21 protein-coding genes and 1 tRNA gene are annotated in these 19,106 nt (G+C 68.7%); 7 read left to right on the top strand and 15 right to left on the bottom strand.

The window, feature by feature from the left end:
- Positions 1-3 precede the first annotated feature (3 nt).
- Both ACGF7Y_RS14805 and arcA read right to left on the bottom strand, forming a co-directional pair.
- Positions 4-363: a GntR family transcriptional regulator gene (locus ACGF7Y_RS14805; RefSeq protein ID WP_391464093.1), complete on the bottom strand. Its 360-nt coding sequence runs from the start codon at positions 361-363 to the stop codon at positions 4-6.
- An 8-nt stretch (positions 364-371) separates the two neighbouring features.
- Complete coding sequence (arcA, locus tag ACGF7Y_RS14800; protein ID WP_393233655.1) at positions 372-1,628, bottom strand: arginine deiminase; 1,257 nt, start codon at positions 1,626-1,628, stop codon at positions 372-374.
- Positions 1,629-1,762: 134 nt separating this feature from the next.
- Here arcA and soxR point away from each other — a divergent pair, with 134 nt between their 5' ends.
- Positions 1,763-2,251, top strand: a complete 489-nt coding sequence (soxR, locus tag ACGF7Y_RS14795) for a redox-sensitive transcriptional activator SoxR (RefSeq protein WP_043731956.1) — start codon at positions 1,763-1,765, stop codon at positions 2,249-2,251.
- On the opposite strand, the gene ACGF7Y_RS14790 is transcribed toward soxR, so the two are convergent.
- The 7 genes from ACGF7Y_RS14790 to ACGF7Y_RS14760 all read right to left on the bottom strand — a co-directional run bounded on the left by ACGF7Y_RS14790 (position 2,220) and on the right by ACGF7Y_RS14760 (position 10,303).
- Positions 2,220-3,059 carry an SDR family oxidoreductase gene (locus tag ACGF7Y_RS14790; RefSeq protein ID WP_393233652.1) on the bottom strand — a complete coding sequence of 280 codons (840 nt, stop codon included), beginning with the start codon at positions 3,057-3,059 and terminating at the stop codon, positions 2,220-2,222. The genes soxR and ACGF7Y_RS14790 overlap by 32 nt on opposite strands.
- Positions 3,060-3,173: 114 nt before the next feature.
- Positions 3,174-4,301, bottom strand: a complete 1,128-nt coding sequence (locus ACGF7Y_RS14785; protein ID WP_393233650.1) for a glycosyltransferase — start codon at positions 4,299-4,301, stop codon at positions 3,174-3,176.
- Positions 4,302-4,394: 93 nt separating this feature from the next.
- The gene (locus ACGF7Y_RS14780; protein ID WP_393233998.1) at positions 4,395-6,212 is read right to left on the bottom strand and encodes a putative bifunctional diguanylate cyclase/phosphodiesterase; all 1,818 of its coding nucleotides are present in this window, start codon (positions 6,210-6,212) and stop codon (positions 4,395-4,397) included.
- A 67-nt stretch (positions 6,213-6,279) separates the two neighbouring features.
- Entirely contained in the window at positions 6,280-8,418 is a 2,139-nt protein-coding gene (locus ACGF7Y_RS14775; RefSeq protein WP_393233648.1) for an Rv1355c family protein, read from the bottom strand.
- Complete coding sequence (locus tag ACGF7Y_RS14770; RefSeq protein WP_393233646.1) at positions 8,408-9,181, bottom strand: hypothetical protein; 774 nt, start codon at positions 9,179-9,181, stop codon at positions 8,408-8,410. The genes ACGF7Y_RS14775 and ACGF7Y_RS14770 overlap by 11 nt, the downstream gene beginning before the upstream one ends.
- A gap of 247 nt (positions 9,182-9,428) precedes the next feature.
- Positions 9,429-9,863, bottom strand: a complete 435-nt coding sequence (locus tag ACGF7Y_RS14765) for an effector binding domain-containing protein (protein WP_393233643.1) — start codon at positions 9,861-9,863, stop codon at positions 9,429-9,431.
- Positions 9,860-10,303: a GyrI-like domain-containing protein gene (locus tag ACGF7Y_RS14760; RefSeq protein ID WP_040869994.1), complete on the bottom strand. Its 444-nt coding sequence runs from the start codon at positions 10,301-10,303 to the stop codon at positions 9,860-9,862. The genes ACGF7Y_RS14765 and ACGF7Y_RS14760 overlap by 4 nt, the downstream gene beginning before the upstream one ends.
- A gap of 363 nt (positions 10,304-10,666) precedes the next feature.
- Here ACGF7Y_RS14760 and ACGF7Y_RS14755 point away from each other — a divergent pair, with 363 nt between their 5' ends.
- Positions 10,667-11,404 carry a uracil-DNA glycosylase gene (locus tag ACGF7Y_RS14755; RefSeq protein WP_393233641.1) on the top strand — a complete coding sequence of 246 codons (738 nt, stop codon included), beginning with the start codon at positions 10,667-10,669 and terminating at the stop codon, positions 11,402-11,404.
- A gap of 29 nt (positions 11,405-11,433) precedes the next feature.
- On the opposite strand, the gene ACGF7Y_RS14750 is transcribed toward ACGF7Y_RS14755, so the two are convergent.
- The 3 genes from ACGF7Y_RS14750 to ACGF7Y_RS14740 form a co-directional block, all read right to left on the bottom strand.
- Positions 11,434-11,667 carry a hypothetical protein gene (locus tag ACGF7Y_RS14750; protein ID WP_393233639.1) on the bottom strand — a complete coding sequence of 78 codons (234 nt, stop codon included), beginning with the start codon at positions 11,665-11,667 and terminating at the stop codon, positions 11,434-11,436.
- 90 nt (positions 11,668-11,757) lie between these two features.
- The gene (locus ACGF7Y_RS14745; protein ID WP_393233636.1) at positions 11,758-11,943 is read right to left on the bottom strand and encodes a ferredoxin; all 186 of its coding nucleotides are present in this window, start codon (positions 11,941-11,943) and stop codon (positions 11,758-11,760) included.
- On the bottom strand, positions 11,940-13,409 hold the full coding sequence (locus ACGF7Y_RS14740) for a cytochrome P450 (RefSeq protein WP_393233633.1): 1,470 nt from the start codon (positions 13,407-13,409) through the stop codon (positions 11,940-11,942). Before ACGF7Y_RS14740 ends, ACGF7Y_RS14745 begins: the two co-directional genes overlap by 4 nt.
- A gap of 101 nt (positions 13,410-13,510) precedes the next feature.
- Here ACGF7Y_RS14740 and ACGF7Y_RS14735 point away from each other — a divergent pair, with 101 nt between their 5' ends.
- The gene (locus ACGF7Y_RS14735) at positions 13,511-14,176 is read left to right on the top strand and encodes a TetR/AcrR family transcriptional regulator (RefSeq protein WP_393233630.1); all 666 of its coding nucleotides are present in this window, start codon (positions 13,511-13,513) and stop codon (positions 14,174-14,176) included.
- On the opposite strand, the gene ACGF7Y_RS14730 is transcribed toward ACGF7Y_RS14735, so the two are convergent.
- A complete protein-coding gene (locus ACGF7Y_RS14730) occupies positions 14,160-14,786 on the bottom strand; it encodes a TetR/AcrR family transcriptional regulator (RefSeq protein WP_393233627.1) in 627 nt (208 codons plus the stop codon). The two genes, ACGF7Y_RS14735 and ACGF7Y_RS14730, sit on opposite strands and share 17 nt — an antisense overlap.
- Before the next feature lie 137 nt (positions 14,787-14,923).
- On the opposite strand from ACGF7Y_RS14730, the gene ACGF7Y_RS14725 reads away from it, so the two are divergent.
- From ACGF7Y_RS14725 to ACGF7Y_RS14715, 3 genes are all read left to right on the top strand, one after another.
- Positions 14,924-15,376, top strand: a complete 453-nt coding sequence (locus tag ACGF7Y_RS14725) for a hypothetical protein (RefSeq protein WP_393233624.1) — start codon at positions 14,924-14,926, stop codon at positions 15,374-15,376.
- A 206-nt stretch (positions 15,377-15,582) separates the two neighbouring features.
- Positions 15,583-15,924 (top strand): DUF2511 domain-containing protein, encoded by a 342-nt coding sequence (locus tag ACGF7Y_RS14720; protein WP_393233621.1) that lies wholly within the window; start codon positions 15,583-15,585, stop codon positions 15,922-15,924.
- A gap of 406 nt (positions 15,925-16,330) precedes the next feature.
- Positions 16,331-16,867 carry a hypothetical protein gene (locus ACGF7Y_RS14715; RefSeq protein WP_393233618.1) on the top strand — a complete coding sequence of 179 codons (537 nt, stop codon included), beginning with the start codon at positions 16,331-16,333 and terminating at the stop codon, positions 16,865-16,867.
- A gap of 53 nt (positions 16,868-16,920) precedes the next feature.
- On the opposite strand, the gene ACGF7Y_RS14710 is transcribed toward ACGF7Y_RS14715, so the two are convergent.
- The gene (locus ACGF7Y_RS14710; RefSeq protein WP_393233616.1) at positions 16,921-17,487 is read right to left on the bottom strand and encodes a CGNR zinc finger domain-containing protein; all 567 of its coding nucleotides are present in this window, start codon (positions 17,485-17,487) and stop codon (positions 16,921-16,923) included.
- Positions 17,488-17,588: 101 nt separating this feature from the next.
- Here ACGF7Y_RS14710 and ACGF7Y_RS14705 point away from each other — a divergent pair, with 101 nt between their 5' ends.
- Positions 17,589-18,806: an epoxide hydrolase family protein gene (locus ACGF7Y_RS14705; RefSeq protein ID WP_393233613.1), complete on the top strand. Its 1,218-nt coding sequence runs from the start codon at positions 17,589-17,591 to the stop codon at positions 18,804-18,806.
- A gap of 198 nt (positions 18,807-19,004) precedes the next feature.
- Here the strand turns inward: ACGF7Y_RS14705 and ACGF7Y_RS14700 are convergent.
- Positions 19,005-19,077, bottom strand: a tRNA-Ala gene (locus tag ACGF7Y_RS14700).
- Between the last annotated feature and the right edge of the window lie 29 nt (positions 19,078-19,106).

Raw genomic sequence — 19,106 nt, 5'->3', positions numbered from 1 at the left:
GGCTCACCCTTCCAAAGCCGCCCGCACGTAATGCAGGGCCGTGGCGTCGTCCAATCCCAATCTGCGCACTGTCGCGACGTAGGCGGTGGCCGCGCGGCCCGCGACGTCGCGGGTGGGGTCGCCGGACGACGCGATGAACGAGCCTTGCCTGCCACGGGTTTCGACCACGCCGTCGGCCTCCAGCTCACGGTAGGCCCGCGCCACCGTGTTGGGGGCGAGGCCGAGCTGGGCGGCCAGGGCGCGGACGGTCGGGATCTTGGTTCCGGCCGTCAGCTCGCCGGAGCGCACCTGGGCGATGACGGCGAGGCGTAGCTGCTCGTAGGGCGGCACAGCGGATTCGTGGGAGACCGTGACGGTGAACATGCCCGCGCTCACAAGTCGTCTCGGGACAGCGGGCAGGACAGGCAGCGGGGTCCGCCGCGGCCGGAGCCCAACTCGGAGCCGGGGATGCGCAGCACCTCGATGCCCGCGTCCTCCAGCCTGGCGTTGGTCATCTCGTTGCGCTCGTAGGCGACCACCACGCCGGGAGCGAGGGCGAGGGTGTTGTTGCCGTCGTCCCACTGCTCGCGTTCGGCGGTGACGCCGTCCAGCCCCGTGTCGATCACCCGCAGCTTGCCGATGCCCATGGCCTCGGCGGCCGCGGGCAGGAACGGGTCCGGGCCGCTGATGCCGACCCGGCCGCTGCCGGACCGTCCGCCGTAATCGTCCTCCTTGCGAATCGTGAAGGCGCACAGCGACTCCCGCACCGCCGGATACATCACGACGGCGTCCGCGTCGACCATGGTGCACACCGTGTCCAGGTGCATGGTCGCGCGGGTCTGCACGATCGGCACCACGAGCACGGTGTGCGCGAGGTCGTCGTCGAACAAGCTGCGCGCCAACGCTTCCGCACCCGCGGGCGAGGTTCTCTCCCCGACGCCCACCGCGACCACACCCTCCGACAGCAGCAGCACGTCGCCCCCTTCGATCGGAGCGGTGTGCGATTCGTAGGCGCGGCGCACCCCGAGAAACCGGGGATGGAAGGCGTAGATGAGGTCGGTCAGCGAGGTTTCCCTGTGCCGGGCGGGCAGCGCGAGCGAGGTGATCGCGACACGCGGACCGACCCAGAACGAGGAGTCCCTGGTGAACAGCAGATTGGGCAGCGGATCGATGACGAAGTCGCCGCCGTGGTGCATGCGGCGCACCAGCGAGGTGGCATCGGGCCCGAAGGGCAACTCGTCGAAGGTCATTCCCGCCACCAGGATCTCGGCCAGTTCCGTGGCGGGCACACCGCGCAGGAAGGCGGCCAGCTCGTCGGCCAGCGTGTGCCCGAGCCTGCGCGCGTCGACCGCGGCGGCGATGCCCTGGATGCGGGCGGCGCCGCTGACCTCGATGGTCTCGGCGAGCAGGTCCGACAACAGCAGCACCTCGGTGCCTCGGCCGCGCAGGACCTCGGCGAAGGCGTCGTGCTCCTGCTGCGCGCGCTCCACCCAGGGAATGCCGTCGAACAGCAGCTGATCGTTGTTGCGTGGGGTAAGCCTGCGCAGCTCGTTGCCCGGCCGGTGCAGCAGCACCGTACGCAGCGTGCCGACTTCGGACGTCACGGCCAGGCGCGCACCCTCCTGCGCGGATACAGCATCTGCTCCCATGATCAGACCGTAGTGCGCCGAGGCCCGGAGAGCACGGAATTCCCGGCTTCGGATGCCGATCGGCCGCGATCACCGAATCCGGTCCCGACGCCTCCGTACCTCAAGTATTGTTGAGGTGATTGGGAGGAGCGTGCATGTCGACAGCAGCCGATTGGCGGGCGAAGGAGCTGACCCCCGGGCAGCTCTCCGAGCGTAGTGGAGTCGCGGTCTCCGCGTTGCACTTCTACGAACGCGAGGGGCTCATCACGAGTAGACGTACCAGCGGCAATCAGCGCAGATATGCCCGTGAGACCTTGCGCCGCGTGGCGTTCATCCGCATCTCCCAGCGCGTCGGCATACCGCTGAGCGAGATCCGGGCCGCCCTCGATCAGCTGCCCGAGGGCCGCACCCCCACCCGGCGCGACTGGGAGGCCCTGTCCACGGTCTGGCGCGCCGATCTCGACGACCGGATCACCCAGCTGATCCGCCTGCGCGACAGCCTCACCGGTTGCATCGGCTGCGGCTGCCTGTCGCTGGGCAGCTGCCGCCTGGTCAACGAGCACGACCGGCTCGGCGCCGAGGGTCCGGGCGCCCGCGTGCTCGACGTACACCTCAACTGCCCGTCGAAGCCAGCAGCCTGCTGAAACGCGCACTGGTGCGCCGCATCACGAACTCGTAGGGGAACGCGAATTTGCGTGCCCACCAATATCCGAAGCGGATGTCGAATGAGCTGTAGACCAGGAACCGGTTGCGTTCGATCCCGCGCAGGATCGCGGTGGCCACCCGTTCCGGCGGCACCGCGTGCTCGGCGAAAGCCGCGGTGAGCCGCTTGATCTTCGGGTCTTCCTTGTTCACCCCGGCCAGCTCGACGCTCTGCACCAGCGGCGTGTTCACCGCGCCCGGCGCCACCAAGTGCACCGTGATGCCGTGTTGCGCCAGATCGAAACGCAGCACCTCCGACACGCCGCGAATGCCGTATTTGCCCGCGCTGTAGGCCGCGTGCCATGGCAGCGCGAGCAGCCCCGCCGCCGAGGACACGTTGACCAGCGCACCGCCCTTGCCCGCACGCACCATAGGCGGCACGAAGGTCTCGATGACGTGGATCGGGCCCATCAGGTTGACCTCCACCATGCGCCGCCAGTGCTTGTGCTCCAGGTTCTCCACGGTCCCCCACACCGAGGTGCCCGCGATGTTCATGACGACGTCCAGACTGCCGATTTCGGCGTGTGCCCGGTCGGCGAAGGCGCGCACCGCGTCGTAGTCGGTGATGTCCAGCGCTTCCGCCAGGGCGACGCGACCGCCCGCGGCGCGGATGTCGGTCACCGTGGCGTCCAGGCCCTCGGCATTGATGTCGGTGAGCACCAGCTCGGCGCCGTCCGCGGCGGCGGCCAGCGCGGTGGCCCGGCCGATGCCGCTCGCCGCACCCGTGACCAGAACCTTCGCATCGCGCATCGTCGTTCGCCCCGCTCGCCCACGACCTCTACCCAGCACCGCGCATCCCATCTCGAATCGCCGAATCGGTTCTCCGCAGGGTAGTCCAGTGGGCTGTCGCCGACCGGGACGCCGCTATCGCCCCAGGACCGCGAGCATGCCCGCGACGGCTCGCGGCCAAGTGAACTGCTCGGCGCGGCTGCGGGCGGCGCGGCGGCGACCGGCCTGCGGCATGGCCAGCACGTCGCTGACCGCCGCCGCGAACGCGGAGGGATGGTCGGCGGCCACCGCGCCGCAGTCGGCGGTCACGATGTCGGCCAAGGCGGAGGATCGGCTGGCCACCACGGGTGTGCCCGCGGCGAGCGCTTCCAGCGCCGCGAGGCCGAAGGTCTCGTGCGGGCCCGGCGCCAGCGAGACGTCCGCGGTGGCGAGCAGCTTGGCGACCATCGCGCGCTCGGAGATGAAGCCGGTGAAGTGCACGGCGGGCACCCCGCCCGGCAGCGGGGCCAGCGCGCGGGCCCGCCGTCGCAGCGCGTCCCGGCGCGGACCGTCCCCGGCGACGACCAACCGCGCCTCGACCCCCGCCTCCCGCAACGCGCCGATCGCCTCGATGCTGCGATCCACCCGTTTCTCGACCGACAACCGGCCGCAGTGCACCAGCAGCGGATGACCCGGCACGCCGAGATCGGCGCGCAGCCTGCGATCGCGCCGGTGCGGGCTGAACAGCTCGAGGTCCACCCCGAGCGGGACCAGCTCCACGTTCGCCGCGCCGATGCGCAGGAACTCCTCGCGGGCGAACTCGGTGGTGCACACGACCATGTCGTAGTCGGTGGCGGTGCGCCGGTTGGCCAGGTCGGCGCAGCGCCGCGCCAGCGGACCGGGCAGCACCTGACCGAGCAGCCGGTCGAGCCGCTCGTGCGAGATCATCACGCCGGTCACGTCGCGCCGCCGAGCCCAGCGGCCGAAGCCGCGCAGCGTCAGCCGGTCGGACACCTCGAGCACGTCGGGCCGCAATCCGTCCAGGACATCGGCCACCCGACGTGGATCCGCCGCACGATAGCCACCCGTCCACGGAATGGCCAACGCGGGCAGCGTGATCCGCGCGACCCCGGTGGGCAGGATCTCCTCCGACCGGCGTGGACCCGGCACGATCAGCACCACGTCGTGTCCGGCGGCGACGTATCCCTCTCCCAGGTGGTGCAGCGCCGTGCGCAGCCCACCCGAACGCGGGCCGTAGAAGTTCGCAAGCTGAACTATGCGCACGCGGCCGATCGTGCAGCGCATCGGGGCACCCGCGCCCAACGGTGCGTGAACGGCCGTGAAAGACCCGGATAACCGGTGGCTGCGGCCGTGATTTCAGTGCGCGGGCAACCCGCGCCCGGCCCGGGGCAGATCCAGATCGAGCGGGATGCGGCCGGCGGTGAGGTGCGTTTCGACCTGCTCGGCGGGCATCGGCTTGGCGATCAGGAAGCCCTGCGCGCGGTAGCAGCCGAGGCCGACCAGGGTGCGCGCGGCGACGGCCGTCTCGACGCCCTCGCCGACTACACCGAGCCCGAACGAGCCGGCCAGGCCGATGATGGATTTCACGATCGCCAGATCATCGGTGCTGGCGCCGAGCCGCTGCACGAACCCCCGATCGATCTTCACCGCGTCCACCGGCAGCGCCTTCAGATGCGACAGCGAGCTGTAACCGGTGCCGAAGTCGTCGATGGCGATCTGCACCCCCATCCGCTTCAGTCCGCGCAGTGTGACCTGGGTCCGGGCCAGATCCTGCACCACGACGTGCTCGGTGATCTCCAGGCACACCGAGCTGCCATCGATGCCGAACAGGCGAAGGATGTCCTCGATGCGCTCGACGAAGTCGAGGCTGACCAGCTGCACCGGCGACACGTTGATCCGCATCACCACGTTGCCCGCCAGGCCGCGCCTGCGCCATTCGGCGAACTGCGCGCACGCCGAACGGATCACCCAGCGCCCCAGCTCCCCGGCCAGGTTGGTGGCCTCGGCGACGGTGACGAACGCGGCGGGCGGCAGCAGCCCCCTGGTCGGGTGCAGCCAGCGGACCAGCGCCTCCAATGCCACGATGCGGCCCGTGCGCAGATCCACCTCGGGCTGATAGTGCAGCAGCAGCGAGCCGTCCGACACCGCGCCGCGCAGGTTGAGCTCCACGTCGTCCTGGAGTTCGAATTGCGCGCGCATGGTGTCGGTGAACACCGCGACGCCGTTGCCGCCGCCCGATTTCGCCGACAACAAGGCGTGATCGGCGCGGCGCAGCACGTCGGCGACGGTGGTCTCACCGGGGAAGCCGAGCGCTACGCCGACGCTCGCGCCCCGGCTGACCGACTCGCCGCCGACGGTGACGCGCCGGGCGATCAACTGCTGGATGCGGTTCGCCTCGTATTCGGCGGCCACCGCGTCCATGGGCTTGGCGGGCACGATGACGAATTCGTCGCCGCCTAGCCGGGCGATCATGTCGTTCGGGTCCAGGTTCTCCCGCAACCGCGTCGACAACGTGCGGATGAAATTGTCCCCGGCGGTGTGACCGAGGAAATCGTTGAGGGCTTTCAGGCGGTCCAGGTCGAGGAAGAAGGCGGCCACCGGGCCGGGACTGCCGGAGCGTAATCGCTCCTCCATGTGTTCGAGCAGCGCACGCCGATTCGCCAGGCCGGTCAGATCGTCGTGCAGCGCGATATATCGGAGACGTTCCTCCGCGACCACCCGCGCCTGCAGCTGCGCGAACAGCGCCGCGATGGCTTTCAGCACGTTGAGTTCGCGAGTGCTCCACTCGCGATCGCCGGACTTGACGAAGCCGAGCACGCCGGTCGGCTCGCCCCGCGACAGCAGCGGCACGGCGGCCGAGGTCACCCCCGCGATGCCGGACCCGCGGCGGACGGTCTCCTGGTAATCGGCGAACTCCGGGGTCGGGCGCGCGACCATCGGCTCGGTCGCGTTCTCCAGCGCACGGAACACGGGATCGGCCCCGTCGAAGTGGATCACGCCGAGCGGGTCGGGATCGGGAATGTTCTGCCGGTGCGGCCATTCCGCGACGAGCACGGTTGCCCGGCGTTCGCGGTCGGTGTGCCGCACGTAGCTGAAATCCACGTCGAAGTACTCGACCAGTTGAGCGAGCACGCGTTCGGTGGCGGCGACCATGGTCGTGGCGTCCACACCCATGAGCTCAGAGGCGACCTGGGTCACCAACGAGTCGAGTGTCCGCCGTGGCACATTGTCTCCGATCGCGCTAACTACTGGTGTCCACACCGAGCACCGGACGCCGCCTGCTGCGTACGGTGGCGGCGGAGGCGTAGCTCAGGCGAAGCACCAACGCCATGGTCTCATGCTCAGGCACTTCCAGCAGGTCCAGGAAACGGCCCTGAAGTGACGCTAGTGTATCCGCGAAGTCGGGGGAAATCGCAGCAAGTTCGCCATGGCGTCGGGCGTAGAGGTATACGGGGGAAATCGGTTGCACACTCAATCCGAGGCGCTCGGCCTGCACCCAAACCCGCGCGACCGCCGCTCCGGCCGCAGCGTAGTCGGTCAATCGCGGGTCGATCCCGTCGAATGTCACCGCCAGAATGGCGGAGCTGGAGCGCACCCGGTCACCGGTGTATTTCCCCAGCGCCGAACCGCCCGCCCAGGACCGCAACTGCGCCATGACGTCGGCGCGGGTGGTGATCTCGAATGCCGCCCACTCGTCGTCGGTCAACTCCAGGCTGCGCGCGTCGATTCCGGTCTCCGGGTCGTCGTCGGAGGCCCAACGGACCTCGGCGAGCATTTCCTCGTATAAGCGCGGCGTGAGATAGCGGATTCGATCGGAATCGCCCAGCAAACGCGCAGCTTCTTCGATGTCCTGCCGATCCACGACCGCGCGCACGTGCGCCCCGGCTGATTCGGCGACCGCTGTGAGCGTGTCGAGTACGCCGTCGGCAGGCCCGGCCCCGGTGCCGATCCTGCGGTTGGTCTCGCGGCGCAGCACCGCGGGATAGTCTGCGGCCAGCTCTGCACTGCGGTCGTCTCCCAGTCGCAGGCGGGCGAGGAGACGACCGGACCCCGGCGGCCCCTCGACGAACTCGTGCGGCCCGAGAATCCCGTGCGCGGCGGCGGCGACCCGCGCGTTGTACACGGCCGCGCCGAGCGCGACGGCGCTGCCGCGATAGCCGATGTCCATCGCCGTGCTGTGCTGTGGCGCCAGTTCGATGGAGATCTCCCCCGCCTCGGCGCGCAGCGACCACGGCTGCATGTTTCCCCCGGACGGCGCCCGTTGGGCGCAGGCCAGGACGCTTTCGACGGGTCCACCGACGAGCTCGGGCGGCGCCTCGGCCCACACCGGCTCGTCGTTCGGCGGAGGGTCGGCCAGCTCGTCGAGATGCCGCTCCACATCGACCCGGACGCGACCCGAAGCCAGCTTCATCCCCAGTCCGATGCGCCGTATCGCGGCGACCACGCTCGCGGCGCCGAGGGTGACGTCACCGGCCAGCTGCGGCCAGCTGGTCACCGTCTCGCCGACTTCGACCAGGCTCGCACCCAGCCTCGGCGACAGGCCGGCGGCGCCTAGCAGCTTCACCACGAACGGCGCCTTCTCACGCGAGGTCAGCCCGCGCAGATCCTGCGCGCGAACCTCGCCGAGCAATCCGTGAAACGCCGGACGCCCCGGTTCGAGATCGAAACGCTCGACGTCCAGCAAACCGCGGTCACTGGTTTCCATCAGCACCGGAACGCGATGCCGGGCCGCCGCCTCGCGAATCACCAGCTTCATATCGAGAGAATCGCATTCCTCGACCACGATCGCGAGGCCGTCCAAGAATTCATCCGCCGAATTCTCGTCGACACCGGCAGCAAAGATCTCCACCGGCAGATAGGGATCCAACTCGGCGATACGGCGGGCGGTCACCACCGCTTTGTTGACGCCGACGTCGAACAGCGTTCCCGCCACCCGGTTGAGATTCGACAATTCGATTTCATCCAGATCGGCCAAGCGCAGCCCGCCGCAGACGCCCTCCAGTGCGAGCAGTTGCGCGATCGCGTTTCCCGCGCTTTGTCCGATTATCCCGATGGTGCCTTCGGCCAGACGTTCCTGTTCGGCTCCGGTCAGTTTGTTCCGATTGCGATCCAGCCGAATCGACCGGAAAGTACGCGGCCCCGGCAATCCGACCACCGCGGCGCGCCACGGATAGTAGATCCAGCGATCCGCTTCCGGCCCCTCCGGGAAATCCGGCGCGGCGACCATCTTGCGACGCTCGGCGCGCAACGACACACGCAGGTCGCGGAACTCGACGTGCGGGTCGTCGCGCAGGCCCGCGAGGGTCCGCGCGTCCGCCGGATCGGCCGGGTCGAGGATCAGCGGCCGGTATTCCGCCACTCGGTTCGGGTCATCGCCCATGGCCGCGCCGGCCCTCCGTCGCCCGGCCGGCCCCGCACCGCGTGTCGAGCGGACGCGCGGTGGGCAAGCCGAGCGCGCCCTGCTCGGCTCGCGTCGCGGACCGCTGGGATTCCTCGGCGAACGCGCCATAGCTTCGCGTGTCCCACCACAGCGGGACGGTTCGGTAGCGCTCGTCCGGATACGGCACCGCCGGGATGCGCTCGGCCGCGACCGCACCGCACGCCTCGTGCCGGGCCACGGTGAAGGAGGCCACCGTCGCGAAGCCGTACCGTGCGCCGAGCAGGCGCGCGCCGTGCAGCACGGTGCGCGAGATCGCGGCACCGAGTTCGGCCCGGTGGGCCGCGTCGCGGGCGACCCATGCCCCCTTGGCCTCGACCACGCCGTGCGGTATCCGGTCGGCGATCATCCGCCGCAAGTCCTCCGCGCCCGGATGACCGGCCCATTCCACCAGCGCGTGCGCCTGCCGCGCGTCGGTGTACGGCCCTTGCATCCGCGTTCCGGCGACCATGCCGCCGTCGGCGTCGAGCGCGGCGAAGAACAGCGACGTCGACGCACCGTCGGAGACGGCGTCGTATTCGAGCGCCTGTTCGACTCCGAATCGCCGGTAAACGTCGCGCGCCCCGTTCAGATACCGGTGCCAGAGTTCCGGCTGATCACTCGGTTCGGAGACAAAGAACGCACACTCGGATTGCGCGTCGTAATACCGTTGCACTCCCCGTCCACGGGAGTTCCTCGGCACGACTGCAATCAGATCCACAGTCATGTTGTTCCACTCCATCGCCGCGCTGCCCTGCGCGATAGTCCAGCCCGATGCAGCCCCACACGGCCCCGAGCCGAGACGAAGTTGCCCAGGGCAGTATCCGTCATCGGACAGGAATTGACCAGCCGTCCGGCTAATCTTCCGAAAACTCTGCGGTACATGCAATATTTTTGCAGGTCAAACCCGGCGCAATCGCAATCGGAAATAACGAGGAGACCAGTCGGTTCGAGGGTAGTTACTATTTAGCAAGCTAAACGAGGATGGAAATGAACAACTCGACCGAATCCGGCCCGTGCCAGATCTCGATCTCCTCGCGGTAAGCCCGGGTGATCTCGGCGGACGCCGTCGCGTCATCTACCTGCGCCCAAACGTCCTCGACGGGATCGTGATAGTCGCCATTCGGCGCGAAACGGGCATAAACGCCTTTCGGCACCCGCACCAGGACGTCGCCCACCGGCACAGCGTTCGGGGACGGGTACTCGAAGCAGACCACCGCGTTGTAGTTCCCGGCCGGATCCGGCACGTACACCGTGTACATCGGATGGTCGTCGCCGGCCCGGTCGCGCAGCCGGTCCTTGAGGAAATCGATCAGGTCGCTGTTGCTGACCTTGAAGCTCGGGCGCACCCGCGGCACCACCAGCCCGCCGTAGATCGCCTCGGCGCGCACCACGATCGCATAGCTCATCGCGCGTCGACCGCCAGGTACAGATCGATCTTGTAGGCGTGCGGGTAGCACTCGAAATCGCCGGTGTAGGTCCGTTTGATCTGGTTGTGCTCCTCGGCATAGGCGATCTGCGTCCACAGGTCGGTCATCACCTGCGGGAAGTTGCCGACCGAGGAGAACCGGGCGTAGGCCCCGCCCGGCAGCCGAGCGACCAGGTGCCCGCGGGTGACCTCGTCGAACGACGCGCACTGATAGCCGACGATCTGTGTGTTGTAAGTGCCCAGCTCGCCGGTGTAATCGGTGTAGGCGCTGGCCAGCGGGCCGCCGAGTTCCTGGTGCAACACCGCGGCCCAGGCGGCTTCCAGATCACGGTCACGCAGTTCCCCGAGCGCACGTTTGGGGCTGCGCACCGGCAGCCCGGCAACCCACGTCTCGTCCCGCTCGACGATTTCAAACTGCATGGAAAGACTCTTTCGGAGAAAGCCGGAGGTGAACCACCGCGTCCGGTCGGTCGGAATCGCCATGCTACCAACCCGGACCGGGTGGTACCGATCACACATCGCCCCCGGCGGCGGCGCGATCAGCCCGCTGAACTGGACAGATGTCCGAAGCGGTACGGTCCGGACGGAGGCGACCGGCGGCCGACGGCACCGGCGGGTCGCGCTGATGCATAGTGGGCATGATCGTCCGGTTCGCCCCTCGGGCACCCCCGAACGGAGTTCTGATGAACGAGACGCCGATCTGCGAGCGGCACCGCCGCGCCGCGCCCGGGCACGCCCGCGAGCCGCGCGAGCACGCCGCCGACCCGAACAACCGATACTGACATGTGCCGGACCATCGCCGAACTCGACGCGACGATCGCCGACTGCTTCGCCTGCCCGCGTCTGGTGGCCTGGCGAGAGCTCGTCGCGAGACAGAAGCGCGCCGCCTTCCGCGACCAGACCTATTGGGGCCGCCCGGTCCCCGGCTTCGGCCCGGCGGACGCGCGGATGCTGATCGTCGGACTCGCACCCGCCGCGCACGGCGGCAACCGGACCGGACGGATGTTCACCGGCGACCGTAGCGGCGACGTGCTCTACGCGGCGCTGCACGCGGTCGGCCTCGCCAACCAGCCGACCGCGATCAGCCTCGACGACGGCCTGCGACTCGACGGCGTGCGGATCACCGCTCCGGTGCATTGCGCGCCACCGGACAACAAGCCGACGCCCGAGGAGCGGGATCGCTGTGGCCACTGGCTGGATACCGAGTTGCGGTTGCTGACGCCCACCGTCCGGTCGGTGGTGGTACTGGGCGCGTTCGGCTGGCAAGCCTTGCTCCCGGTACTGGCACGGGCGGGCTGGGTGGTGCCGCGCCCGCGCCCGCGCTTCGGCCACGCGGCGCACGTGGAACTGGCCGCGACCGACGCCGAGCGGAACCCGCTGCACCTGTTCGGCTGCTATCACGTCAGTCAGCAGAACACCTTCACCGGACGACTCACTCCGGCCATGCTCGAGGCGGTACTCGCCGACGCGGCCGAAACCGCCGGGCTCGAGGTGCGGCGAAGCCACGCACCGCGCGGGTGATCGCTCCCGCATCGCCGCTGTCGCGCGCTTCAGACGTGATCGACCAGGGCCGGGTGACCCGCTTCATGGGCGCAGTGCGCGCAGCAGAAGTACTCTCCCCGCGCCTCCACTCCATGGCCGACGATGCGGCATGAACAGTGCGTGCACGTGGGCGCCATGGCGTTGATCGCGCATTCGAAGCTGTCGAAGGTGGCGGACTCGCCGTCGCGGGTGATGGTGAACGTCTTGTCGTAGTCGTTTCCGCAGGTGTCGCAGGTGGCCATCTGGTCTCACCGGTCCTCTCGCGTCGAATGGACTAGCGCGTCGCAGTTCGCGGTACCCAGCGCCGTCGACGCAAAACGAATCGGGAAACCTCAGGTCAGGCGCAGCGCTTGGACCGGGCAACTGTCCACGACGAGTTCGAGCAGTTCCCGTTCGGTCGGCGCGACCGTGTCGGCCGGCACGACGATTCCGTCCGCACCGACCCGGAACAGATCCGGCGCCAGCGCTTCGCACATGCCATGGCCCGCGCACACGATGCGGTCGGCGACGATCCTCATCGGCCGATCCGCTCCAACCGGAGGGGCAGGCCATCGGCCGGCACCGGTCCGGTGCCGGCGACCAGCGGTAGCTCGTAGCCGTCCGGCACGCTCCAGCGATACCGCAACAACATCTGGTGCACCACGGCTTTGACCGTCATGCCGCCGAAGTAGAGGCCGATGCACTTGTGCGCCCCGCCGCCGAAGGGCGCCCACGCGAAGCGGTGCGATCTGTCCTCACGGCGATGGTCGGCGAAACGTTCCGGATCGAATGTGTCCGCGTCGTGCCAGTACTCCTCGTTGCGCATGAGCCCGTACGTCCCGCACAGGATGAACGTCCCCTTCGGCAGGTAGTAACCGAGGATGTCGGTGTCGGCGATGGTTTCGCGGACCTGCTGAGCCACCGGCGAGTAGACCCGCAGCGCCTCCTTGAACGCGAGGTCGAGCGAGGGCAGGCGGTCGAGATCGTCGTAGTCCAGCGCGGGCTTGCCCAGCGCGACGGATTCCGCGCGCAGCCGCTCCTGCCATTCCGGATGCCTGCCCAGCTCGTAGACGAGCATGGACGCCGCGATGGTGCTGGTGTCGTGAGCGGCCATCATCACGAAGATCATGTGCTCGACCACCTCGTCGTCGGTGAAGGTCTCGCCCTCCGCGGTGCTCGCCCGGCACAGCACGCTGAACAGATCGTTGCCGCAGCCCGCGCGCTTGGCGGGCAGCTCGCGGCGGAAGTGCTCCTCCAGCACCCGGCGCCCGCGCACGCCGCGGGCCCACACCCCGCCCGGCACGTTCGCCCGGATCAGCGCGGCCCCACCGCGCACCGCGTCCTCGAAGGCGCGCTCCAGCCGTGCGGCGTCCGCGCTGGGTTCCGCGCCCGCGAAGACCTCGGTGGCCTGCTGGAGCAGCAGCTTCTTGATCGCGCGGTAGACGCGGAAGTCGTCGGCCGGCTCCCACCGCGCGATGCCGCGGGTGATCCGGGACGTGGTCATGTCGAGGTAGCCGATCAACCGCGGCCGCGTGAAAGCCTGCTGCATGACGCGCCGGTGGAAGAGGTGGTCGTCGAAATCGCGCAGCAGCAAGCCGCCGCGGAAGAACGGGCCGATCAGCCACTCCCAGCCGCGTTGCGCCGACAACACCTTGTTCCGGTCCAGCATCACCGCCTCGTACCCCTCCGGGCTGCCGAAGGTGACCATCCGCCTGCCGAGCATGCCGAACCACTGCACCGGACCGAGGCGATCGAAGCGGGCGCGCGCGAATCCGATCGGATCGGCCAAGGCGTGCACGGTGTACCCGATACCGGGAAGCCCGAAGTCGCCGAGCACCGGTTTCAGTCCGCTACCCTGCGGCGGATCGGCCAGCGGCCGCACCGGCGCCGGGTAATGCGCGACGGCCCGTGCGGCCGCCCGCTGCGCATGCCACGCCCAGGTGGTCCGCGCTCGGCGGATCGCGCCGGAGACCTCATCGAACGACTGGGGCACAAGCAGACTCATGACCGTCTTCCCTTCGCGACACTGCGGTAGTCCGACGATAGAGGAAACATACGTTTCCGTAAACGTTTGTTTCCCAATTTTGACTGTGCCAAGCTTGCGTGGTGACCCGAACCGTCAGCGGCACCTACCGCGGAGCCTCCACGGCCGAGCGCCGTGAGGACCGGCGCAGGCGGTTGCTCGACGCCGCACTCGATATCATCGGCACCCAGGGACTGTCGGCGTTGACCGTGCGCGGGGTCTGCGAACAGGCCAAAGTCGGCCCGCGCTTCTTCTACGAAGCGTTTCCCGACCGCGACGCGCTCGCCTCCGGCGTGCTGGCGGAGATCCAGCAGGCGGCGCTCGACCGGGCGAAGGCAGCCATCGCCGAGACCGCGGGCACGCCCGCCGACCGGATCCGCGCCGGGGTCGCGGCCCTCATCGTCGAACTCACCGACGATCCGCGGCGGGCGAAGGTGGCCTTCGCCCAGACCTACGGCGACGAGGCGCTCATGCGCAGCAGGTTCGCGGGCATGCGCCAGGTCGCCGACGTCATCATCGAGCAGACGCGCCTGGTGCTCGAATTGCCCGAAGGGCAGGACACCGCCATCGCCGCGACTTCCCAGCTGATCACCGGCGGCGCGGCCGAGCTGGTCATGGTCTGGCTGGACGGCGGACTCGACGTCGACCGGGACGGATTGATCGCGCTGCTCGGCGATTTCACCGTGGCGATGCTCGATCGGCTGCCCGCGGTCGCCGCACGACTGTCCGGTCTCACACCAGATTCCTGATCAACGACGACATCAGCGGCTCGCGCAACCCGGGCAGCGCGGCGAAGTCGCCCGCGACGACGCGGTTGGTCGCCAAGGAGACGACCGCGCCGATCACCGCCTCGCCCGCCAGCCGCTGATGCGGCCGGGCCGCGCCGAGCGCCGCGGCGAATCCGTCCACCAGAGCGGCCTGGGCCGCCAGCCGCCGCTCGAGCACGGACCTGCCCGCCGCGTACACCTCGACCAGAAAGACCTTCGCGACCTGCGGTTCCTGTGCGAGGGTGGCGAAATACGCGTCGAGTGCGCGGTCTATCCGCTCGAGCGGCGTTCCGTCGGCCGCGAGCGCTCCCGCGATCCGGGTCATCACGATCTCCACGGCCATGTCGTAGGCGGCGAGGAAGCACGCCTCCTTGTTCGCGAAATGCTGATAGAAGGTCATCCGCGACACCTCGGCGCGTTTCAGCACGTCGGCCACCGTCGCCGCCGCGTAGCCCTTGTCCGCGGCCGCCTCGATCATCGCCACCAGCATGCGGGCCCGCTGCGCGGCCACCACGTCTTCCGGCGCGATGCCGTGATTACCGCCGTGCAGTTTCCCGCCCGCCCGCGCTTTCAGCAACGATCCTCGCTCCACGTACCGATGCTAGGCCGGTCACGGTCCCGCGCATACCGCGGCGACGATGCGCGGGAATCGGACCGCGAACGGTACCGGGCGGGGCACAATGGCCGTCCGAGAGTGCTCGATTCGACGAAGAAGGAGCGTGATCGACGATGCTAGGCAGACAGCCGACGGGACGAAGCGCCCTGGTCGCGGCGCTGTGCATCGGCGGGTTCGCCGCGTCGGCGGCCCCGGCGACGGCGGATGAACCCGCGTTCGTGAACATCGGAGTGATCTACACCTTCGGCGATATCTGCTACGGCGAGGGCCGGGCAGGCGTCTCCTCGCCCACCGGAACACCCGGTGCGGCCCGCTTCGGCATCAGCTTCGCCAATCAGACCCCGGTGGACACGCCGTGCGCCTTCACCGCGTTCGCCAACTGGCGCAACCTCGACACCGGCGCCGCGGGCACCGTGGCCGTCCCCATCCGCGACGACACGGCTGGGAACCAGCCACCGGGAACCGCCTTCGCCGCCCTGCCCACCGGCCCCGGCCGCGTACAGGTCGACGTGACAACCGACTACCCGCACCTGGCGGCCCCGCCGGTCGAGATCCGGATCAACTGAGGCTCGTTTCTTCGTGCACAGCGCCCGCCTGCACCGGACCGAATCTCCCTGGCGCTCCAGTGGGTTCGGCCAGTACGCTGCCTGCCAGCGCCTCGGGACGGCGCGACGCAGAGGGGGATTCACGGATGCTCGTGTCGGAAGATCGCGCTGCTACTCGGCGGAAGAATCGCAGGCGAATAGTGATCGCCGGTCTCATCGTCGGTGCGTTGGCGACCTCCGCGTGCGGCGGCGGCTCGGGCCCGAAGAATCCCGAGCACCCCGTTCCATCACACCTCCCGCCGCCCACCTCCAGCAGTCAGACGATCAGCAGCGAGAATATGGGCTACTCGTGGCCACTCACCGTCGACCACGGCACCTTGGAATGCCGTCCCGGTGACCTCGCCGTGTTCATCGCTCCCGACGGCACCGTCTACGCGTTGAACGACAACGCCTCCACCGCCGGAATCACGAGCATCGAACCCCTCCGCGCCACCGGTGCGGGAGGCGACAAGATCAGCCTCGGTGCCATGCGCAGCAAAACCCTCGCGCTCTGCCACGTTTCCGGCTGACGGCCGGCAGCTTTCCTCGACTCCTCGTAGCCTCTTACCAGCAGCAGAGCGACGCGCGGGCTCGGTGCAGTGCATCACCCGCTGACCGTCGCAGCTCAGGCGTTCACGGCAGCCCGAGTCGATACGGAGAGGTGGAATCTCGGGCGAGACCGCGATGAACGACCGTCGCACAGCAGGGATATCCAGTCGTGAACGAGCGGCCGAGTCCGAGGACATCGCGGACGCTCGGCGGATCCGCTGACGAAAGCGGGTGATGGCGGTGCGCGAGCTGTGCCCGGCTCCTAGACTGGGGAATTGCGGCACGGTCGACCGTCGAAGCGCCGCGGCAGCTTCGCGATCGGCGCAACTCGAAGTCCCGATCCAGCGAGGGCCGGTGCGTCCGGTCCGCCCCATGCAGGAGGGCCGCATGCCCGACTCGTTCCATCTACGCGTCTGCCTGGTCGGCCCAGGTTGCCTTTGCCCGACGGTGACGCTGTTCCTCGCACCTGAGCCGCTCATCCCCGGTGGCAATATGCTGCACCTACTCGAGCAGACCCCGCTCTCCGCCGACACCGGCGCACCGACCCCCGACGCCGAGGTGATCGACCTGGTCGAGAACGAACCGGCAGCCGGGGACCCAGGGTTACGTCCCGAACTGCACGAGTTCCGCACCGGCCGCCCCGATCCCCATCAGGTCCACGACATCCTGCACGACCACCACATCACCGACGCCGCGCCGATCGGCTTGGAGATCACCGATCCCACCGAACTGACCCGCCTGGCCCTGCTCCCCGAACACCCCATCGGCTACCGCCGCATCGACGACTTCCAGCAGGAAGCGACCGCCCGCGCCATGCTCGCGGTCTACCGCCTCTTCGAGGTGGACCAGCGAGTCCGCCTGATGTATCACGGCTTCGCCGACCCCGGCACCGGCTGGTTCGCCCTGCGTAGCGCCACTGCTTGAGCCACCGGGCATCTGCCCGATACGAGCGCCCCGGCATCAGAGCCACCTGGCATTCAGCGCTTGTTCTTGCGCTGGTTGGCATTGAAGCGCGCCTTCTTCTGACGATTCCCGCACGTGTTCATGTCGCACCATTTGCGGGTGCGACTCTGGCTGGTGTCGAAGAAGGCGGCTCGGCAGGTCGGCGATGCGCACAAGGCCAACTTTCCGTCGCGTTCGCCCGCGATGATGCTGATCGCGTCGGCGGCGATCACGCCTAGGGCATCTTCTACGCGGGAAGCCGGGCCGAGTCGCCATTGACGACTGCCCTCGGGCGTCAGGATGGCCGCTGCCCGGCCCGCCATGCTGCGGTCATTGATGACTTGGACAGCAGACGCGGGCAGAGCGTCATGAATCGCGGCCGCTGTCGCGGCGGCGTGAATCGATTCCCTCAGTTCCCGGGCGAGTTCGAGCTGAGCGGTGGTGCAGGAGTCCACGGCCAGACCGTTCACGACCAGCCAGTCGACGAGTCGCTGCGGCGTGGGAATGCGTTCCACCGGGTCGCCGTGACGCTCCGACAGAGTCCCCGTGAAGCTGGTCGCCAGCACGTTACCGAGGCGAAAGTCAGGAGGCCCAGCAGGCATGGAACCACCTTAGCTGGTTGCCGGCCGATGCGGAGCCATGTTAGAACCGTCTTAGCCGGTTCTCGATACCGTAGCCGGTTCCGCGATGACCAGGAGGTCTCATGCCCGCACTCGACCACCTCGATCCGGTCTCCCCGCCCGACCCCGTCGGCGTGCAAGCATTCGAAGCCCACGCGAGTGAAGCCGACCTCGACGATCTGCGCGCGCGACTAGGCGCGGCGCGGCTACCGGAGGCCGAGACGGTCTATCGCGCCGCCCCCGACCCTCGCCGATGGGACCAGGGCGTTCCTCTCGCCGACCTCGTCGATGTCGTGAACTACTGGCGCACCGGGTACAACTGGCGGTCGTTCGAGGAGCGTCTCAACCGGATCGGCCAATTCCGCACGACCATCGACGATCTGGGAATCCACTTCCTGCACCGCCGATCCGCGCGCGCAGACGCCACTCCTCTGATCTTGACGCACGGCTGGCCGGACAGCATTGCCCGGTTCAGCGATGTAGTAGACGAGCTGGCAGATCCGAAAGACGCGGACGCGCCGGCGTTCCACGTCGTGGTTCCGTCGCTACCAGGCTTCGGTTACAGCGACAGGCCGGCCACCACCGGGTGGGGAACCGAAAAGATCGCAGCCGCATGGGTGGAACTGATGGGAAGGCTCGGTTACAGCAAGTTCGCGGCCCACGGCGGTGACTGGGGAGGCAATATCACCACGGTTCTCGGCGGCAGGTTCCCGGCGCACGTTCTCGGCATCCACACGACATTCGCGGAGGCGCCGCCCGGGTTGACAACGGACGGGCTGACGGCGGTCGAGCGCGAATGGACCGAGGAAACCCGCGATTTCTGGAATGGCACCGGCCGGCGCCACCGCGCGGCCTACGCGAAGCAGCAGGCGACCCGACCGCAGACCATCGGCTACTCGCTCGTCGACTCACCGGTCGGGCTACTCGCCTGGATCCTCGACAAGTTCGCCGAGTGGAGCGATACCGAGGACAGCCCGTTCGAGACGATTTCCAGAGACCGCATTCTCGACGACGTCACCCTGTATTGGCTGACGCGAACGGGAGCGTCGTCGGCCCGCATCTACTACGAGAGCCACAACTCGCTCGACCCCGAACTTCGGGTCGACGTCCCCTCGGCACTCACTATGTATCCCCGCGACATCGAGAAGTGTCCGCGCCCTTGGGCACAGGAGCGGTACCGGCAGATCGTCCGATGGAGGTCGCCCGAAACCGGGGGACATTTCCCGTCGCTGGAGGTTCCCGAGTATTTCGTCAAGGACCTGCAAGAAGGCCTCGCAGCAGTGCTGGACGCCGATCGGTGAACGCGGCCGGAATCGGTCCGAGGATCTGAGCTGCGCCGAATGCTCGGCCCGGCGAGGGTTTACGCCCCACCTGCCCGGAGCGCGCCGACCATGAGCCCTGGACGGCTCGGCTACAACAACACACGACCATCGTGATGGTGTTCGCATGCCACACAACGACGAAGCCGCAGGTCGATGACCTGCGGCTTCGTCAGTAAGTGGAGCTAAGGGGAATCGAACCCCTGACCTTCTCGATGCGAACGAGACGCGCTACCAACTGCGCTATAGCCCCGTGCGGTTCCGGGGAACCGCGCTGTGACA

The sequence above is a fragment of the Nocardia sp. NPDC047654 genome (genome assembly GCF_043205035.1).
In the GTDB taxonomy this organism is placed as follows: Bacteria; Actinomycetota; Actinomycetes; order Mycobacteriales; family Mycobacteriaceae; genus Nocardia.
This window is presented reverse-complemented; position numbering and strand designations above follow the sequence as displayed.

What these genes read in the sequence shown, in the direction of transcription:
- ACGF7Y_RS14805 (WP_391464093.1), bottom strand. Translation starts at nt 363, where the DNA reads ATGTTCACCGTCACGGTCTCCCACGAATCCGCTGTGCCGCCCTACGAG.
- arcA (WP_393233655.1), bottom strand. Translation starts at nt 1,628, where the DNA reads ATGGGAGCAGATGCTGTATCCGCGCAGGAGGGTGCGCGCCTGGCCGTG.
- soxR (WP_043731956.1), top strand. Translation starts at nt 1,763, where the DNA reads ATGTCGACAGCAGCCGATTGGCGGGCGAAGGAGCTGACCCCCGGGCAG.
- ACGF7Y_RS14790 (WP_393233652.1), bottom strand. Translation starts at nt 3,059, where the DNA reads ATGCGCGATGCGAAGGTTCTGGTCACGGGTGCGGCGAGCGGCATCGGC.
- ACGF7Y_RS14780 (WP_393233998.1), bottom strand. Translation starts at nt 6,212, where the DNA reads ATGGGTGTGGACGCCACGACCATGGTCGCCGCCACCGAACGCGTGCTC.
- ACGF7Y_RS14775 (WP_393233648.1), bottom strand. Translation starts at nt 8,418, where the DNA reads ATGGGCGATGACCCGAACCGAGTGGCGGAATACCGGCCGCTGATCCTC.
- ACGF7Y_RS14770 (WP_393233646.1), bottom strand. Translation starts at nt 9,181, where the DNA reads ATGACTGTGGATCTGATTGCAGTCGTGCCGAGGAACTCCCGTGGACGG.
- ACGF7Y_RS14765 (WP_393233643.1), bottom strand. Translation starts at nt 9,863, where the DNA reads ATGAGCTATGCGATCGTGGTGCGCGCCGAGGCGATCTACGGCGGGCTG.
- ACGF7Y_RS14760 (WP_040869994.1), bottom strand. Translation starts at nt 10,303, where the DNA reads ATGCAGTTTGAAATCGTCGAGCGGGACGAGACGTGGGTTGCCGGGCTG.
- ACGF7Y_RS14755 (WP_393233641.1), top strand. Translation starts at nt 10,667, where the DNA reads ATGTGCCGGACCATCGCCGAACTCGACGCGACGATCGCCGACTGCTTC.
- ACGF7Y_RS14750 (WP_393233639.1), bottom strand. Translation starts at nt 11,667, where the DNA reads ATGGCCACCTGCGACACCTGCGGAAACGACTACGACAAGACGTTCACC.
- ACGF7Y_RS14745 (WP_393233636.1), bottom strand. Translation starts at nt 11,943, where the DNA reads ATGAGGATCGTCGCCGACCGCATCGTGTGCGCGGGCCATGGCATGTGC.
- ACGF7Y_RS14740 (WP_393233633.1), bottom strand. Translation starts at nt 13,409, where the DNA reads ATGAGTCTGCTTGTGCCCCAGTCGTTCGATGAGGTCTCCGGCGCGATC.
- ACGF7Y_RS14725 (WP_393233624.1), top strand. Translation starts at nt 14,924, where the DNA reads ATGCTAGGCAGACAGCCGACGGGACGAAGCGCCCTGGTCGCGGCGCTG.
- ACGF7Y_RS14715 (WP_393233618.1), top strand. Translation starts at nt 16,331, where the DNA reads ATGCCCGACTCGTTCCATCTACGCGTCTGCCTGGTCGGCCCAGGTTGC.
- ACGF7Y_RS14710 (WP_393233616.1), bottom strand. Translation starts at nt 17,487, where the DNA reads ATGCCTGCTGGGCCTCCTGACTTTCGCCTCGGTAACGTGCTGGCGACC.
- ACGF7Y_RS14705 (WP_393233613.1), top strand. Translation starts at nt 17,589, where the DNA reads ATGCCCGCACTCGACCACCTCGATCCGGTCTCCCCGCCCGACCCCGTC.